The 16,262-nt window shown below is 69.4% G+C and carries 16 protein-coding genes; 6 read left to right on the forward strand and 10 right to left on the reverse strand.

Annotation, left to right across the window (positions count from 1 at the left end):
* Window positions 1-13: 13 nt before the first annotated feature.
* Entirely contained in the window at window positions 14-871 is an 858-nt protein-coding gene (locus tag ACFVIV_RS35405) for an SDR family NAD(P)-dependent oxidoreductase (protein WP_379204077.1), read from the reverse strand.
* Between the two features lie 192 nt (window positions 872-1,063).
* Window positions 1,064-2,041: a zinc-binding alcohol dehydrogenase family protein gene (locus ACFVIV_RS35410; RefSeq protein WP_379204079.1), complete on the reverse strand. Its 978-nt coding sequence runs from the start codon at window positions 2,039-2,041 to the stop codon at window positions 1,064-1,066.
* Window positions 2,042-2,125: 84 nt separating this feature from the next.
* On the opposite strand from ACFVIV_RS35410, the gene ACFVIV_RS35415 reads away from it, so the two are divergent.
* Window positions 2,126-2,704 (forward strand): TetR/AcrR family transcriptional regulator, encoded by a 579-nt coding sequence (locus ACFVIV_RS35415; protein WP_379204081.1) that lies wholly within the window; start codon window positions 2,126-2,128, stop codon window positions 2,702-2,704.
* An 82-nt stretch (window positions 2,705-2,786) separates the two neighbouring features.
* Window positions 2,787-4,382 (forward strand): alpha/beta fold hydrolase, encoded by a 1,596-nt coding sequence (locus ACFVIV_RS35420; protein ID WP_379204083.1) that lies wholly within the window; start codon window positions 2,787-2,789, stop codon window positions 4,380-4,382.
* On the opposite strand, the gene ACFVIV_RS35425 is transcribed toward ACFVIV_RS35420, so the two are convergent.
* Genes ACFVIV_RS35425 through ACFVIV_RS35440 form a run of 4 tightly spaced genes read right to left on the reverse strand, consistent with a single transcriptional unit; the run spans window position 4,379 to window position 8,318 of the window.
* Window positions 4,379-5,026 carry an NUDIX hydrolase gene (locus tag ACFVIV_RS35425; protein WP_379204085.1) on the reverse strand — a complete coding sequence of 216 codons (648 nt, stop codon included), beginning with the start codon at window positions 5,024-5,026 and terminating at the stop codon, window positions 4,379-4,381. The two genes, ACFVIV_RS35420 and ACFVIV_RS35425, sit on opposite strands and share 4 nt — an antisense overlap.
* A 10-nt stretch (window positions 5,027-5,036) precedes the next feature.
* Window positions 5,037-6,290, reverse strand: coding sequence for an adenylosuccinate synthetase (locus ACFVIV_RS35430; RefSeq protein ID WP_379204086.1), 1,254 nt, complete (start codon window positions 6,288-6,290; stop codon window positions 5,037-5,039).
* A 13-nt stretch (window positions 6,291-6,303) separates the two neighbouring features.
* Window positions 6,304-7,293, reverse strand: coding sequence for a hypothetical protein (locus tag ACFVIV_RS35435; RefSeq protein WP_379204088.1), 990 nt, complete (start codon window positions 7,291-7,293; stop codon window positions 6,304-6,306).
* Between the two features lie 5 nt (window positions 7,294-7,298).
* Complete coding sequence (locus ACFVIV_RS35440; protein WP_379204090.1) at window positions 7,299-8,318, reverse strand: hypothetical protein; 1,020 nt, start codon at window positions 8,316-8,318, stop codon at window positions 7,299-7,301.
* Between the two features lie 147 nt (window positions 8,319-8,465).
* On the opposite strand from ACFVIV_RS35440, the gene ACFVIV_RS35445 reads away from it, so the two are divergent.
* Both ACFVIV_RS35445 and ACFVIV_RS35450 read left to right on the forward strand, forming a co-directional pair.
* Entirely contained in the window at window positions 8,466-9,026 is a 561-nt protein-coding gene (locus tag ACFVIV_RS35445; RefSeq protein WP_379204092.1) for a DUF4334 domain-containing protein, read from the forward strand.
* 81 nt (window positions 9,027-9,107) lie between these two features.
* Window positions 9,108-10,340 (forward strand): FAD-dependent oxidoreductase, encoded by a 1,233-nt coding sequence (locus ACFVIV_RS35450; RefSeq protein ID WP_379204094.1) that lies wholly within the window; start codon window positions 9,108-9,110, stop codon window positions 10,338-10,340.
* A gap of 41 nt (window positions 10,341-10,381) precedes the next feature.
* On the opposite strand, the gene ACFVIV_RS35455 is transcribed toward ACFVIV_RS35450, so the two are convergent.
* On the reverse strand, window positions 10,382-11,269 hold the full coding sequence (locus tag ACFVIV_RS35455) for an aldo/keto reductase (RefSeq protein WP_379204096.1): 888 nt from the start codon (window positions 11,267-11,269) through the stop codon (window positions 10,382-10,384).
* Between the two features lie 172 nt (window positions 11,270-11,441).
* Here ACFVIV_RS35455 and ACFVIV_RS35460 point away from each other — a divergent pair, with 172 nt between their 5' ends.
* Complete coding sequence (locus ACFVIV_RS35460; protein WP_379204098.1) at window positions 11,442-12,713, forward strand: FAD-dependent oxidoreductase; 1,272 nt, start codon at window positions 11,442-11,444, stop codon at window positions 12,711-12,713.
* On the opposite strand, the gene ACFVIV_RS35465 is transcribed toward ACFVIV_RS35460, so the two are convergent.
* From ACFVIV_RS35465 to ACFVIV_RS35475, 3 genes are all read right to left on the reverse strand, one after another.
* Window positions 12,679-13,305: an alpha-ketoglutarate-dependent dioxygenase AlkB gene (locus tag ACFVIV_RS35465; RefSeq protein ID WP_379204100.1), complete on the reverse strand. Its 627-nt coding sequence runs from the start codon at window positions 13,303-13,305 to the stop codon at window positions 12,679-12,681. The two genes, ACFVIV_RS35460 and ACFVIV_RS35465, sit on opposite strands and share 35 nt — an antisense overlap.
* A gap of 210 nt (window positions 13,306-13,515) precedes the next feature.
* The gene (locus tag ACFVIV_RS35470; RefSeq protein WP_379204102.1) at window positions 13,516-13,719 is read right to left on the reverse strand and encodes a ferredoxin; all 204 of its coding nucleotides are present in this window, start codon (window positions 13,717-13,719) and stop codon (window positions 13,516-13,518) included.
* Window positions 13,716-14,942, reverse strand: coding sequence for a cytochrome P450 (locus ACFVIV_RS35475; RefSeq protein WP_379204104.1), 1,227 nt, complete (start codon window positions 14,940-14,942; stop codon window positions 13,716-13,718). Before ACFVIV_RS35475 ends, ACFVIV_RS35470 begins: the two co-directional genes overlap by 4 nt.
* Before the next feature lie 100 nt (window positions 14,943-15,042).
* Here ACFVIV_RS35475 and ACFVIV_RS35480 point away from each other — a divergent pair.
* A partial coding sequence (locus ACFVIV_RS35480; protein WP_379204106.1) for a BTAD domain-containing putative transcriptional regulator occupies window positions 15,043-16,262 on the forward strand: 1,220 nt, incomplete at its 3' end.

The following is a 16,262-nucleotide window of genomic DNA, read 5'->3' on the forward strand; positions in this document are numbered from 1 at the left end:
TCGTATCAACTGATCAGGAGCGCGTCAGCCCCACCCAGCCGCCGGTGAGCCGCTGCACGGCGGAACCATCCAGATCGGCGAGCTTGGTTCCCGCGAAATCGCGTGCCCACTCGGTGGTTTGCACCCGGAAGGGCGGATTCTCGTCGGTGAGCGCGGCAATGATCGAACCCGCCGCGTCCGCCGGAGTCTGCGCGACGCTGAACGCCTTCAGGGTGCGATCGATATACGCCTGCAGCGCCGGCGCATACGGCCCGGCCGCGGCCAGCATGGCCGGAATGTCGAGCTGCTGCCCGGCCACGAATTCGCTGGCGACCGCGCCCGGTTCGACGACCGATACCCGCACCCCGACCGAAGCGGCTACCGGCGCAAGGGATTCCATGAACCCCTCGACCGCGAACTTGGCCGCGCAGTACGCCTCGTTGAACGGCTGCCCCACCACTCCGCCGACGCTGGTCACCGTGACCAGCCGGCCGCGCGATTCCCGCAGGTGCGGCAGGGCCGCGCGAGTGACCTCGACGACGCCGAAATAGTTGACCTCCATATTCGCGCGCACCGGATCCATGCCCGCGATCTCGATGGTGCCCACGGTTCCGGCGCCCGCATTGTTGACCACCGCGTCGAGCCCGCCGTACTCGGCGACCACACCGGCGACGCATTCGGCGACCGAGGCCGGATCGGTCACGTCCAGCCGCGCGACCCGCACCAGATCGTCGACGCCCGCTTCCTTGGCGGCGGCGATCAGATTCTCGGCGCGGGTGGTGTCGCGCATGGTGGCCACGGGCAGCCAGCCCATCCGGGCGGCCGCGACGGTGGTGGCGAGGCCGATGCCCGAGGAGGTGCCGGTGATCAGGACGGTTTTCGCAGTTCCCATGGTCTCGCCTCCGGTTGCTGTGGAACGGAGTGATCTGGCCTGCCGCCACGAGCCCCCGGCCGTGGACCAACCGGTTTCGCGGCGGTTTCAGCGTAGACCTCCGGTGAGGAACCGATGTCACGACGCGGGTCCGCAGCGCTGGCGAGCCGTAGGGCCGGACCCGCTGTGAACCAGTGGGGGCCGGACCCGCTGTCAGGCGGGGCCGGGCCGCAGCACGATCGTGCCCAGGGCGCTGCGCTCCTCGATGAGCCGGTGCGCGGTCGCGGCTTGCGCGAGCGGCAGCACCGTCGCGGTGAGCGGCGTGAGGGATCCGCGGGCGGCGCGCTCCAGGGCCGCGCCGCGCGCCCGATCCACCCGGGCCAGCCAGTCCGGTCCGGCGCAGCCGATGAAGGTGAGCCCGCGCATGGTCAGATCCGTCGCCGTCACCTGCGCGAAGGAGCCGGACAGCAAGCCGTAGCCCAGCATTCGGCCGCGCAGCGGGGTCATCAGGTCGAGCAGGGTGGCCGCGGTGTCGCCGCCGATGGCGTCGAACACCACATCCACCGTTGTGCCGCCGAGGATTTCGCGCAGTCGCTGTGGCCACTGCGGATCGCGATGATCGAGCACTTCGTCGGCGCCGAGCTCGCGCGCCCGGTCCATCTTGTCCGGACCGCCCGCGGTGGCGATGATCCGGGCCGCGCCGAATTCCTTGGCCAGCTGGGTGAGGTAACCGCCGACTCCGGTTGCGGCGGCTTGGATCAGCACCGCCTCGGTGCCGGTGAGCGCGGCGGTCTCCAGCAGCGGAATCGCCACGGAGGCGCTCATGGTCACCGCCGCCGCATCCACCGCGGACAGTCCCTCCGGGATGGGCGTGACGGATTCCGCTGGTACGCACACCCATTCGGCGTAGGTGCCGAAGGTGTTGCTGGCCACCATGACGCGCCGACCGGTGAGCGCGGCGTCCGCGCCCGCGCCCACCTCGGTGACCACGCCCGCCGCCTGCGTGCCGAAGACCAGCGGCAGCGGCGCGGGGATCGGGAACGCACCCGAGCGCAGCATGGTCTCCGGATACAGCACGGGGATCGCCTCGGCGCGCACGAGCACCTCGCCCGGCCGCGGGCGCGGCGCGGGCACCTCGCGCGCCTGGAGCACCTCGGGTCCACCGGTTGCGGTCATTAGGATTGCCTGCATCGAAACTCCATAAATTGACTGACGGTCCAGTTACTCTCGTGACTATATGGACCGACGGTCAACTTGTCTAGGAAAGCCGAGGAAATGCCTGCTCAGCAGCCCAAGGAACGCGCCGATGCGGCACGCAATCGGCGCGCGATCCTGGACGCGACCCGGATGCTGCTGGTCGAACACGGCGCCGATGCGCTGAGCATGGATCGGGTGGCGGCGGCGGCCGGGGTCGGCAAGGGCACGATCTTCCACCGGTTCGGGAGCCGGGCGAATCTGCTCAACGCGCTGCTCGCCGAACCCGCCGAAACCCTCATGAGCGCCATTGCCGACGGGCCGCCGCCGCTGGGGCCGGGCGCTCCGGCGGGGGAGCGGCTGCTCGCCTTCTTCGACGCCATGACGGTGATGATGGCCGACAATGTCGAGCTCATGGCCGCTTACCGTGCGGTGCCGATGCCGCCGCATCCGCGCACCGCCGAGTTCCACGGCACCTGGGACACCCACATCACCGCGCTGCTGCACGAGTCCCGCCCCGATATCGACGCCGAGGCGGTCGGCCGCCTGCTGCTGAGTTCGGTCGGCTCGGATCTGGCCCGGGAAATGGTGCGCGCTGGGGAAACCGACCGGCTGCGCGCCTCCATTCGCGAGATGGTGCAATCGGTCTTGCGACGCTGACGTATGGCTCACGAAAAAGTCATAATCTACTGGCTACGCTGAGCTGGTTTTCATTCCGATTCCAGGGCGAGAGGAATCAACCGTGCGCCACCGGACCAGACTCGCGGTCGTCACCGCGGCAGTAGCGCTGCTCCTTTCCGGCTGTTCGAATTCCGATGAGCCGTCGGACGGGGCCGGGAGGAACGCCCCCGACGGCGCGGAGGCGACGCCGCTGGCGAGCCTCGCGGAATACGAAGAGCAGCGGATCGATTGGCAGCCGTGCGCCGAACGCCCCGACGCCGAGTGCGGCACCCTGCGCATTCCCATCGATTACGCGAATCCGGGTGCGGCCGCGATCAAGATGCCGCTCATCAGGCTGGCGGCCACCAATCCCGCGGCCCGGCTCGGCGTGCTGACCACCAATCCGGGCGGGCCGGGCGAATCCGGTTTCGATTCGGTGTTGTTCCTCGAAGACGACGATCCCGCCCTGGGCCGCCTGCGCGAGCGCTACGACCTGATCGGCTGGGACCCGCGCGGCATCGGCCGGACGGCGGGCATCAAATGCCTCGGCGACGCCGAGATGGACGAGTACCTCGCCACCGACTTCACGCCCTCCGATGAGGCGGGCAGGCAGCGGGTCGCGCAGGCGCACAAGAACTATGGCGAGGGCTGTCGGCGCAATGCCGGCAAGCTGCTCGGCTTCGTCGGCACCGAGGTGCTCCCGCACGATATGGACGTGATGCGGGCCGCGCTCGGCGAGGACAAGCTCAACTATGTCGGCTTCTCCTACGGCACCCGGGTGGGCCAGTACTACGCCGATCGCTTCCCGGATCGGGTCGGCCGCATGGTGCTGGATTCGGTCGACGATCCCGGTGAATTCGACGGCGTCTCCGAGGATTCCGGGCAGGGCGGGATGGAATCCGAGCCGCAGGAACTCGCCCAGGAGGAGCAGTCCGTCCGCACCATCCTGTCGGCCTGCGCCGCCGAACCGGCCTGCCCGGTCGGCACCGATCCCGATGCCGCCATGGCCAAGCTGCAAGACCTCGTCCAGCGCGTGGACGCCAACCCCCTGCCGCTGCCCGATGGCCGCAAGCTGGGCTCGAATATGGCCTTGACCGGCGCATTCCAGGCGACCTACGACACCTCCGACTGGTCGGTCTTCGATCATGCGCTGGCCGACGCCCTCGCGGGCAACGGCGCCGAACTGGCCGCGCTCGCCGACGCGTACGTGCACCGCAATGCCTCGGGCGAATACGACACCGCCGCCTACGCGTTCTCGGCGGTCAGCTGCCTCAATGGCGATCCCGCCAAGTACCGCAGCAAGTCCGAGGAGCAGCTGCTGTCCGATCTGGACCGCGACGCCCAGCAGGCGCGCGGCGGCTCGCCGCTGTTCGGCGTGAACGACGTCTACAAGGGCGCGTTGTGCGAGTTCTGGCCGGTCGCCCCCTCGGCCAAGGCGACCGCCCTGAAGGCGGCGGGCGCGCCCACCATCCTGCTGATCAACAACACCGGTGACGCGGCCACCACCCTCGCCGCCGCGGAGAATGTGGCGGCGAACCTGTCGAACGCGGTGCTGGTCGTGAACGAGCGCGACGACCACATCGCCTTCGGCAAGGGTTCGGCGTGCGTGGACGACATCGTCGTCGGCTACCTCTTCGACGGCAAGGTCCCCGAACGCGGAACCTTCTGCAAGGCTTAGTGTTTCGCGGCCACGGCCCCGTCCTGCTGCTCGAACGCCCACATGGCGGCGGGACGGCCCGTGGCCTTCACGCGCACCCGCTCACCGGTGCGCGCCAGCCCGGGCAGCGCCGCCAGCGTGCGATTGAGATTGCCGGGATCGGGCCGCGCACCGTGCAGCGCGGTGGTCAATTCCACCGCGCGCGTGGCCGGAAACTGCTCCCCGGTCAATGCCCGCGTGAAAATCAGGTCCTTCCACAGCATTTCACCCAGCCGCGTGCGCGCCGCCACAATGATCCGATTGTGGTCGAACGCCAGCGGCGGCACCCGGTCGAACGCCACCCACTCGGCCTCGCCGGGCTCACCGACCACCGCCCACATGGCAATGGACAGCGTCGGCCCGCGCGGATCACGGCTGGGCTCATCGAACGTCGCCACCTGCCCCACCGCCGCAATGGCCTCCTCGGCGACCCCGAGCTTGGTGTGCACCGCCCGCACGGCCGCCTCCACGAGCCGCTCGCCCCGCCCCAGTAGCACACCGGGCAATGCCAGTTGACCGGCGAACGGCTCCCACCGCCGCGGCGCGATCCCCACCGTCACGGTCGCGTCGTCGCGCCCGTACCGCAGGGCGATCACATCGATGGATACCGCCGATTGTTGCTCCACAAGTGGACAATCATGCCGTAGTGGCCACCCGGATCGTGCGATCGGCGCGATCCGGGCCGTGTGCGGTGAGGACCACCGGGACACCGAGTTCGGCCTCGAGGTAGGTGGTGATGTCGGTGGGCAAGCTGGTCAGGACGGGGGTTGCGGTGTCCAGCAGATCGGTGAGCCGCTGTTGGTGCCCGAGATCCCGCCAGGCACCGCAATGGAGTCGATCGGTATAACCGTCCGGGGTGAGATAGCCAGTGGCGGTGCGGATTTCGCCGAGCGCATCGAGGTGGTCGACGGCCAGGCCGTCGATGCCGCCGCAGGCGTCGACGGCATAGCGGAGCAGGATCGGATCGAGGTGGCCGATGCGGAATTCACCCTGGTAGGGGCCGGTTCCATTGTGGTGCTCGGGAATAGCGAGCGCGGGATCCTCGGTGGGGAACGGGCCCGCGCCGTGCCGGGTCCCGTAGGCCCGCGTCACGCCCAGGACGTAGGCGGGTGCGCCGATGCGGGCGAGCATGGCGCGCGCGTTGCGCGGTTCCACCGTGGACCAGGTGGTGTGCGGGTGCAGGCCGCGCCATTCGTCCAGGAGCACGCCCTGCGCGCCCTCGAACACCAGGCGGCCCGCGTCGGCGAAGCCGGCGAGCTGATCGCCGGGCAGGATGGCCACGGCGTGCGCGAATTCCCGGTACAGGTCGATCAGATCGTCGATCGGGTCGTGGCGGTGCGCGCCGCCGGCGAGCAGCGGGCGGTAGTGCTCCTCGAGAGCAATGAGTTTGCGCCGCAGCGCATCCGGGTTCCGGCAGTCGGCGACGCGGGGCGCATCGTGGGTGCGGGCGTAGTCGGCCGTCTCGCCGATGCCGAGACCGCACGAACCGTGCCGGGAAGCACCCCTCGCGTCCTCCCGGCAACGGTTGGCGGCCCCGTGGATCGGGGTGGTGAGCAGGGCTCGTTCGTCCACGTAGAGCAGCGACAGCGGATCGGCGACGCCGAGCGCGGCCAGGGCCCGGGCCTCGGCGGCCAGGGCGATGGGCTCGACCAGCATGTGCCGCGACAGCAGGGTCGGCACGCCCGAGAAGGTGCCGGACCCGAACTGGCGGAAGGTGTGGTGGCGGCCGGCGGCGACCACATTGTGCGCCGCCTGCGCGCCCCCGTTGAAGCGCACCACGGCGGCGACGTCGAGGCCCGCCGGCGGCGAGCACAACCAGTCCACGGTCGCGCCCTTGCCGGCGTCGCCGAAGCCGAGGTCCACCACGATCACATGCCGGTCGCCGAACATGGGTGTGTCCCTTCTAGTTTCCGAAGTCGACGTCGTCGTCGCCGGTGGTGGCGGCGGGCAGCGCGCCGGTGCTGCGCCCGCGCGGGGCGGCCGCGGTGAGGGCCAGGGCCTTGCCCACCGCGTCGGCTTCGGCGTCGGAGCCGATATCGCGCAGATCCGCCAGTCCCGCACCGAGATCCACGCGGTCCTCGGTAATGCCGATGGTCAGTGCGATGAGCTCGCACACCGCCGCCGGATCGTCGAGCCGCAGGAACCGCTCGCCGAGCAGTCCCCGCCAGTGCTCGCCGATTTCGGGATCGTTGTAGTAGCTGGACTGATTGGGCAGGATGTAGAACACATGCCAGCGATCGGCCAGTTCGCGGTAGATCGAGGGCACCGTGATATCGCGCCGCACATCGTCGCCGATGACAGTGCGCACGTGCCGCCGGGCCAGCCGCGACTTGTTGAGCTCGTCGCCGACAATGAACAGATAGCCCTTGCGGCCGCGCTTGTCCCAGGCGTCGGTGGCGGTGTGCCGGGCCATGAAATACGCGGCCAGCTCGTAGCTTTCGGACTTCTGCCCGCCACCGCCGCCCTCCAGCAGGATCAGCCGCAGCTGTTCGTCCATCCGGTTGTCGGATTCGAACTGCCCGACCTGCAACGGAACCCGATCGCTGTCGGCATCGCCGATGGCGCCGAACAGGATCTGCGGATCCTCCGCGTATCCCTTGCGCTGCAACAGCCCGTGCAATTTCGTGAGCTTCTCCTGCATGATGCGCGGCACCCGGCCCATGGAGCCGGTCACATCGAAGAGCACCGCGATCGGCAGCGAATTCCCGTGGTCCTCCGAGTCTCTCGACTCCCGCACCCGCACCCCCTTGGGGTCGAGCGAGGGGTGCGCGGTCCACTGGTCGTAGGGCACCGACCGCAGATCGGCCGTATAGCCGAAATCGTCGAGCCCGCGCGCCGCGCGGAAGGTGCGCGCCGCATCGTAGGCGGTGTCGTCCCAGCTTCCGTAACCCATTGCTATCACTTTCCTTTCGGGAGCTCGAAGGGCCGGAAGCGTCGCTGTCCGTAGAGCCCGTCGAGCAGATCGTCGAATTCGCCGAGCAGGTCGGCGGCGTCCGGTCGCATGCGCGGATCGGTCTGCAGGCATCCGGTGGCATAGGTGCGCATGGGGGCGGGTGCGCGATCGCCGAGCATGGTGAGCAGCAGCCGATGCGCGAGATACACGTCGGTGGCGGGGGAGACCGCCGCGCGAATCTCCGGCGGATAGCCGAGCGCGCCGATGGTCGCCGCCGCGGCCCGTCCCGGCCGGGTCGCGAACGACCATCCGGCCAGCACCACCCCGTGCAGCCGCGGATGTACGAGCACATTCGCCGGCGAAATCGCCGTGTGCACCCACCCGGCCAGCGCGGCCCCCGCCAGGCAGCGCAACAGCCGCCGATGCATCCAGGCGTAATCGCGCGGATCCAGGCCCCGCGGATACGCCTGCCGCACCCGCTCGAGCGTCACGAACTCACCGCCGAGCGCCCCGAGCACATTCACCGTCCGGTGCTCGCCCGTGGCCGAGTCGGCATGGTCGGCGGTGTCCACCAGCGCCGGAAAATACGGTCGCAGCCATTCGTGCTCAGCGGCCACGATCGCGATGTCCCGCAAGGCGTTCCGCTCGCCCGCCAGTAGCCGATTCGCCACCGCGCGGCGCGGAATCTTCACGATATGTTCGGCCCCGCTGCGATACAGGTCCGCTACCGAGCCCCGGGCATGCAGTGCCCCGAGCGGATACCTGCCGTGCGCGCCGCGGACCTCGAGTTCCGGTGCTCCGGCATCGAGCCACTGCTGATAAAGCTCCGCGAGCCGCGCGAACGCCGAGTTCGGGGCGGCGGTCTCGCCCGCATCCGCCCGATCGGGGTGCACCAGCGCGGCCAGTCGGTGATACTCCCGCCGCCCCCGCTGTCGGTCGGCGGAATCGCTTGCGGCAGTACCGAAGAGGTCTTCGGGCCGCTGTGCCGCCCGAATGGTCTCGGCGATGGCTCGCACTGTCGTCATGGTTTTAGGCTAGACGACTAAAACACATCGATCCAGCCTTTTGGGCGACTTTCTTGTCGGGATGACAAAAACCATGGTGAGGGCATTGCCCACTCCAGCGGCTAAGGTGAGAGAAGTTGTGTCGATTACTCTCATCGAGGAGGTCGGATGGCCGCCGAATCCGTGACCGACGGAACCGCGCGCCTGCGCGCCCTGATGGCCGACGGCTGCACTCGGGAGCAGGCGTGGGAGTTGTTCGACGCGCTGCCCACCGTGCGCGTCGGGGAGATCACCACCGGACGGTGGCGTGGGGACGAGCTCGACACCGGCCATCCCTGGAAGGGCGTGCTCGTCGAATCCGGCTGGTACGGCAAGCAGTTCGACGATGCCGACTCCGTGCAGCCGCTGTTGTTCGCCGCGCCCGACGGCGCGGTGTTCGCCGTCGATCCGCGTCGCGTGCCGCTGTTCCTGGCGCGCAAGGTCCCGGCATCGGCCCTGCGGCCGGTGCGGCGCGGGCTCGGTGTGCTGCGCCCGGTGCTGAGCACGCGGACGCCGCGGGCCCGGCTGCGGAATCTGGAATTCCGCGGGAAGACCAGCGCCGCAATGATCTACGACCACCTGCCGATCATCGATGTCTTCCGCAAGGTCGACGACCAGACGCTGCTCGGTGTGATGGATCTGCGCGGGTTGCGCGAGCCGTACTTCTTCGTGCTGCACCGCGAGCGGTAATCCCGGAACGGCCCGGCCGCCGCGGATTCGGTCCTACCCTGGAAAGGGACCGATGGTTGGCGCGCTCGGGAGGGAAGCCCGATGGAAAGCACGACCTGTCTCGTCGCCGGTGGCGGTCCGGCGGGAATGATCTTGGGGCTCTTGCTGGCTCGCGCCGGCGTCGAGGTGACGGTGCTGGAGAAGCACGGGGATTTCCTGCGGGACTTCCGCGGGGACACCGTGCATCCCAGTACCCTCGTGCTGCTCGACGAGCTCGGCCTGCGCGAGGACTTCGCGAAATTGCCGTACCGGCGGGTGAATTCGGTCCAGGTGCCCATCGGGGGCCGGATGGAACGGTTCGCCACCTTCGACCATATGCCGGGCAAGTACAAGTTCATCGCCATGGTGCCGCAGTGGGACCTGCTGGATCTGCTGGCGCGCGCCGGCGACGCCGAACCCGGGTTCCGGCTGCGCATGCACACCGAGGCCACCGATCTGCTGCGTGAGCAGGGTCGCGTGGTGGGCGCCAAGTACCGGACCAAAGACGGTGCGACCGGGGAGATTCGCGCCGATCTGACGGTGGCCTGCGACGGCCGCGATTCGACGCTGCGCGCCGCGGCGGCCCTGGGTTCGCGCCGCTGGCCGACGCCCTTCGACGTGTGGTGGTTCCGGATCCCGCGCAATGGCACCGATCCGGCGGGGGCGGTCGCGGTGCTGACCGAGAATCGCGTCGCCATCATGATCGACCGCGGCGACTACTGGCAGATCGCCACACTGATCGCCAAGGGCAGCGACCCGGCCCTGCGGACGGGCGGGCCGGTCGGGGTGATCATGCGCAGCATGGCCGAGGCGGTGCCGTGGCTGGCCGATCGCGTGGACGCGGTGCCCTCCTGGGACGAGGTGAAGCTGCTGGATGTGCAGCTGGACCGGCTCGACCGCTGGTACACCGAGGGCTTGTTGTGCATAGGCGATGCCGCGCATGCCATGTCACCGGTCGGCGGCGTCGGCATCAACCTGGCCGTGCAGGATGCCGTGGCCGCGGCGAGAATTCTTGCCCCGAAACTGCTTTCGCATGCCGTGACGACGCGGGATCTGGCCCGAGTGCAGCGCCGCCGCACGGTGCCGACGGTCGTCACCCAGACCTTGCAGCGGATCGCGCACGCGCGCGCCATCGGACCGGCCGTCTCGGGCGCGATGAATATCTCCAACGCACAGCGAACTCCGCTGGCGCTGCGCGTCTTCCGCCGGATTCCGGTGCTGCGGAGCCTGCCGCCGTTCCTGGTCGGCCGCGGCGTGCTGCCCGAACACGCTCCGGACTTCGCCCGCCGCCCCTGATCGACGGGGCGGCGGGCGAGAAGTCCTGTGCCGGAAGGCGGTTAGGCCGAGGCTTCGGCCGGGGCGATGGCGGACAGCCGCGCGAATTGCTCCTCGGACAACCGCACCGCGCCGGCGGCGATGTTCTCCTCCAGATGCGCGATCGAGGTGGTGCCGGGAATCGGCAGCAGGGTGGGGGAGCGGTGCAGCAGCCAGGCCAGGGAGGTCTGCGCCGGCGTCGCGCCCAGCTCCGCGGCGACCTCCGCCAACGGGCCTTCGGCCGCGGCGTGCGCGCCCATGGCGACCGGGAAGAAAGGAATGAACGCGATCCTGTGCGCCGCAGCGTAATCCACGACATCCTCGTGGTGCCGGTCGCCGAGGTTGTAGAGGTTCTGCACGCTCGCGATCGGCGTGATCTCGGCGGCCTCCCGCAGCTGCTCGACGGTGGCCTCCGACAACCCGATGTGCCGGGCCTTGCCCTCGTCGACGAGCTGCTTCAATGCCCCGATCTGATCCGCGAGCGGCACCGCGGGATCGATGCGATGCAGCTGGAGCAGATCGATCCGGTCGAGTTTCAGCCGCCGCAGCGACAATTCGGCCTGCTGGCGCAGATATGCCGGATGCCCCAGTGGAATCCATTCGGTCGGCGACGGCCGCAGCACGCCCACCTTGGTCGCGACGACCACATCTTCCCGGTACGGGTGCAGGGCCTCGGCGACCAGTTCCTCGTTCTCGCCGAGCGCGTAGGAATCCGCGGTGTCGATGAGGTTCACGCCCAGTTCCACGGCGCGCCGCAGCACCGCGACCGCGGAGTCCCGATGCTCCGGAGCGCGCCAGATATGTCCGGCTCCCGGATCGAACCCGGGTTCCGGCGCGGCCGCCAGCCGCATGGTGCCGTATCCGATGCGGTTCACCCGCAGATCGCCGCCTAGCTCGAATGTTGCTGACATACCAACCACTCCTGTTGTGACGTGCCGTTGCGGAGCGAATGAACTTCCGCCATTCCTGTTTCATTCCCTGGGGGCGGCGGTGTCCCCGGAAATAGGGGTGGAGGCGTTGCGCGCGCACCACCTACGATGAGGGACGACGGGGGTCGGGTGGTGCTCGAAGGGGAGGAATTCAATGGAGCGCACCACGTGTTCGGTCGTGGGCGGGGGGCCTGCCGGCATGTTTCTCGGCTTGTTGCTGGCGCGTGGCGGGGTGGAGGTGACCGTGCTGGAGAAGCACGCCGACTTCCTGCGCGACTTCCGCGGCGACACCGTGCATCCCACCACCATGGACCTGCTCGACGAGCTCGGCCTGGGGGAGGAGTTCGAGAAGCTGCCGCAGCGGCACGTGAGCGAGGTTCAGGTGCCGGTCGACGGCCGCATGCGAACCTTCGCCACGATGAGGCATCTGCCCTTGCGGCACAAGTACATCGCCATGGTGCCGCAATGGGATCTGCTCGACCTGCTCGCCCGCGCCGCCGATGCCGAACCCACGTTTCATCTGCGCATGAATACCGAAGCGACCGGCTTGATCCGGGAGCGCGGGCAGGTCGTCGGCGTGCGCTATCGCGGGAGAAGCGGTGCGGCGGGCGAGATTCGCGCCGATCTGACCATTGCCTGCGACGGCCGCTCCTCCCTCCTGGCCGCCGATGCCGGATTGCCATCGCGCAGTTGGGAGATACCGTTCGATGTGTGGTGGTTCCGGCTGCCCCGCAATGACGCGACCGATCCGATCGGCGATGTGCAGGTGACGGCGGAGCAGATGGTCGTCATGGCCGATCGCGGCGACTACTGGCAGTGCGCCGTCATCATTCCCAAGGGCAGCGACGATCTGCTGCGGCGCGAACCCGTCGCCGACATCACCCGCCGCATGGCCGCGGCCGCGCCCTGGCTGGCCGACCGCGCCGGAGCCCTGCACAGCTGGGGCGAGGTGAAACTGCTGGAGGTGCAGGTGAATCGCCTGGACCGCTGGTACACCGACGGCCTGCTGTGCCTGGGCGACGCCGCCCACGCCATGTCACCACTGGGCGGGGTGGGCATCAACCTCGCCGTTCAGGACGCGGTGGCGGCCGCGAGAATCCTGGTGCCCGTTCTGCGTTCGCGCCCGCTGACCATCGAGGACCTCGCCCGCGTCCAGCGCCGCCGCCAGTTCCCGGCCGCGCTCACCCAGCGCATGCAGTGCGCCATGCACACCGCGGTCGTGAAACGCGCTCTCGCCGACGCCATGCGCCGCCCCGACTCCGCACAGGCCCCACCGCTGCTGCGCATCCTGCGCCACATCCCGATCGTGCGATCGATTCCGCTGTTCATGGCAACCCGGGGCGTAAGGCCCGAGCACGCACCGGATTTCGCCCGCCGTCCCGCACGAACGGCTACCAAACCCCTTGTGGCCGAAACTGAATACTGATCCGCGGACCCACCGCCCGCCGTGTCTTCGGCACCGCATGCTCCCAGGTCCGCTGACACGACCCGCCCATCACAATGAGATCCCCGTGCCCGAGCGGATACCGAATGCTCTCCCCACCCCCACGTGGCCGCAACGCCAGCACCCGCGGCGCGCCGACCGACACAATGGCAACCATGGTGTCGGTCGTCGCCCCCCGCCCGAACGTATCCCCATGCCAGGCCACACTGTCGTTCCCGTCCCGGTAATAGCACAGCCCCGCCGTCACGAACGGCTCCCCAAGCTCATCGCGGTAGTACTCACTCAGCGCATTCCGCGCCTGCGCCAGCACAGGATCCGGCAATTCCTGCCCCTCCTTGTACGAACACAGCAACCGCGGCACATCCACCACCCGGTCATACATGGCCCGCCGATCCGCCCGCCACGGCACCTCCGCCACGAGCGTGTCGAACAACAAATCGGCCCCACTCAGCCACCCGGGCAGCACATCCACCCACGCCCCACCACTGAGCCCGGTCCGCCGAACCCCATCCAACACCCCAACCCCAACCTCCCCGAACCCATCGAGCAGTGATCCCTGCAGCGGTGTGATCATGCCGCGAATCTACCATTCTTCGAACAGACGTTCGCATGAAAGGGTTGGCGGGGGCTGAGCCCCCGGACCCCTCAGTTCGCGCGGAAGGAGTGTGTGGGGCCAGCCTCCGATGCCCCATGGTCCGTGCAGAAGGGGTGGGCTGGCCTCCAACCCCCACGCGCAGAGCAGGTCGTGAGGGCCATGCCCGCGGATCCCTCGGAGTGGGAGTTCTCAGTCGTGGGCCTCGTGGAGTGTGAGCGCGCCGGACGGGCACGCGTTCAACGCGTCCCGCAGTGCACGACCATCGGGCGGTTCGGGGTCGAGAAGCTGCACTCTGCCGTCGTCCTCGTCCTGATCGAAGACCTGGGGCGCGAGCAGGGTGCACATGCCTGCGCCGATGCAGCGGTTCCGGTCGGCGGTGATGTGCACGCTCATCGGTTCGCGTCCGTCCAGGTGACCGGGAGTTCGTGGACGCCGTAGATGTTCATGTCGGTGCGCAGGGGTACTTCGGCGGCGGGGACGGCGAGGGTGAGGGTGGGGAAGCGGCGGGTCAAAGCTTCGAAGCCGGCGCGCATTTCGATGCGGGCCAGCTGTTGGCCGAGGCAGGCGTGGACGCCGTGGCCGAAGGAGAGGTGGCCGCGGGCCTTGCGGTGGATGTCGAGGGTGTCGGGGTTGTCGAAGCGTTGTGGGTCGTGGTTGGCGGCCAGGAGAGAGACGACGACGGTGGAGCCCTTGGCGATGGTCTCGCCGGCGAGTTCGATGTCCTCGGTGGCGTAGCGGTAGAAGATGTCGGCGACCGACAAGTAGCGCATGAGCTCCTCGACGGCCTCCGGCGCCAGGTCGGGGTTCGCGCGCAGGTCGGCGAGCTGTTCGGGGTGTTCGAGCAGTGCGAAGGTGCCCAGGGCCAGCATGTTGGAGGTGGTCTCGTGGCCGGCGAGCAGCAGCAGGAAGGCGATGCCGGTCAGCTCCTCGATGCTGAGGTCCTCGTCGCGGGCCAGGTCGGAGAGGATGTCCTCGCTGGGTTCGGCGCGCTTGCTCATGACCAGGCCGGCCAGATACGTGGTCATCGCCCCGTAGGCGGCCATCTTCTCCTCGAGCACCGGATTGCGGACCAGGAACTTGGCGGAGTTGACCTGGAAGGTCGCCCGATCCTCGTACGGGACGCCGAGCAGTTCGCAGATCACCAGCGACGGCACCGGCAGCGCGAACTCGCGAACCAGATCCACCGGCGGGGTCAGTCGCGTCATCTCGTCCAGCTGCCGCTCGACGATCTCGATGATGTGGTCCTCGAGCTGCTTCATGCGCTTGACGGTGAACGCGCCGGTCAGCTTGCGCCGCAGCCGCGTATGGTCCGGCGGGTCCATGGCGATGAACAGGCCCGGAATCTGCGGAGACGGCTCGGTCTGCGCGGGCAGGTCGGGCGATTCGTCGAGCGCGTGCACGATGCCGAGGTCTTGGCGGGAGCTGAAGCGGGTGTCGGACATGACCCGCCGGACCGCCTCGTAGCCGGTGACGAGCCAGCCTTGGTGCCCGCTCGGGAAGACGAGGGGACTGACCGGGCGCGCCTCCCGCAGCCGGGTGATCGCGCGGGGCGGGTCGAACGGGCCCGCATCGCGCTCCGTGGGGAGGCCGTGCGGGACGGGAACCGTCGAGGTCATGGGATTTCCTTTCGTGGCAGGCTGTGCCGACCACGGTCGCGCGCAGCCCTGACATACGACTGACACGGATCTGACATCGCGGCCGTGGCAAGATCGGCGGGTGCAGATCGGGATCCTGGGACCATTCGAGATTCGTACGGCCGACGGCGGTTTCGCCGACGTGCCGGGCGCTCGCCTGCGCGGGCTGCTGACCGCCCTCGCTCTCGAGCCCGGTCGCGCGGTCCCGAAAGCGACGCTCATCGACTGGATCTGGGGCGACAATCCGCCCTCGGACGCCGCGAACGCCTTGCAGCGCTTGGTTTCCCGGCTGCGGAAGGTCCTGCCGGAAGGGGCGATCGAGGGCCGGCCGGACGGCTACCGGCTGCGCGTGGAACCCGACGACGTCGACGCCGTGCGATTCGAACGCCTTGTCGCTCGAGCCCGCAGCACCGACGATCCCCTGGGCGTGCGGCAGCTGCGCGAGGCCCTCGCCCTGTGGCGCGGCGCGGCCCTGCAGGACATCGGCCTGCAGGAATCCGGGGCCTTCGACGCGGTGATCACCCGGCTCGACGGTCTGCGCCTGACGGCTCTGGAGGATCGCTTCGACGCGGAGATCAGCCTCGGCAACAGCGCGGAACTGGTCACCGAGCTGACCGATCTGGTGGCCGCGCATCCGATGCGGGAACGCCTCGTCGCCGCCCTCATGCGCGCACTCACCGCGACCGGCCGCGAGAACGAGGCGCTGCGCGTCTACGAGCGCACCCGCGAAACCCTCGCCGACGAACTGGGCGTGGACCCCTCACCGGACCTGTCCGCCCTGCACGTCAAGCTGCTGCGCGGCGAGATCGGCCGCCGCGAGGAGACCCGCACGACCAATCTGCGGGCCGAGCTGACCAGCTTCGTCGGCAAGGACGACGATGTCGCCGCGGTCCGCGAACTCATCTCCGCGCACCGGCTCACCACCCTCATCGGCCCGGGCGGCTCGGGCAAGACCCGGCTGGCCACCGAGACCGCGCGCACCCTGCTGGGCGACCTGCCGGACGGGGCCTGGGTCATCGAGCTCGCGGCCATCGGCGCCGACACGGGATCCGCGGGGCAGGGGAGCGGCAACAGTATCGCCCAGGCCACGCTCGCCGCACTCAAACTGCGCGATGCCCTGCTCGGCGAGGCGCAGGACGCGGATGCGACCGAGCGGGTCATCGCCGCGATCCGGGAGCGGCAGCTGGTACTGATCCTCGACAATTGCGAGCACGTCATCGAGTCGGCCGCGGCCTTCGCCCACCGCGTGCTCGGCGAATGCCGGCGGCTGCGGATCCTCGCGACCAGCCGCGAACCCCTCGG

The organism is Nocardia sp. NPDC127526, from assembly GCF_042672265.1.
Taxonomy (GTDB): Bacteria; Actinomycetota; Actinomycetes; order Mycobacteriales; family Mycobacteriaceae; genus Nocardia.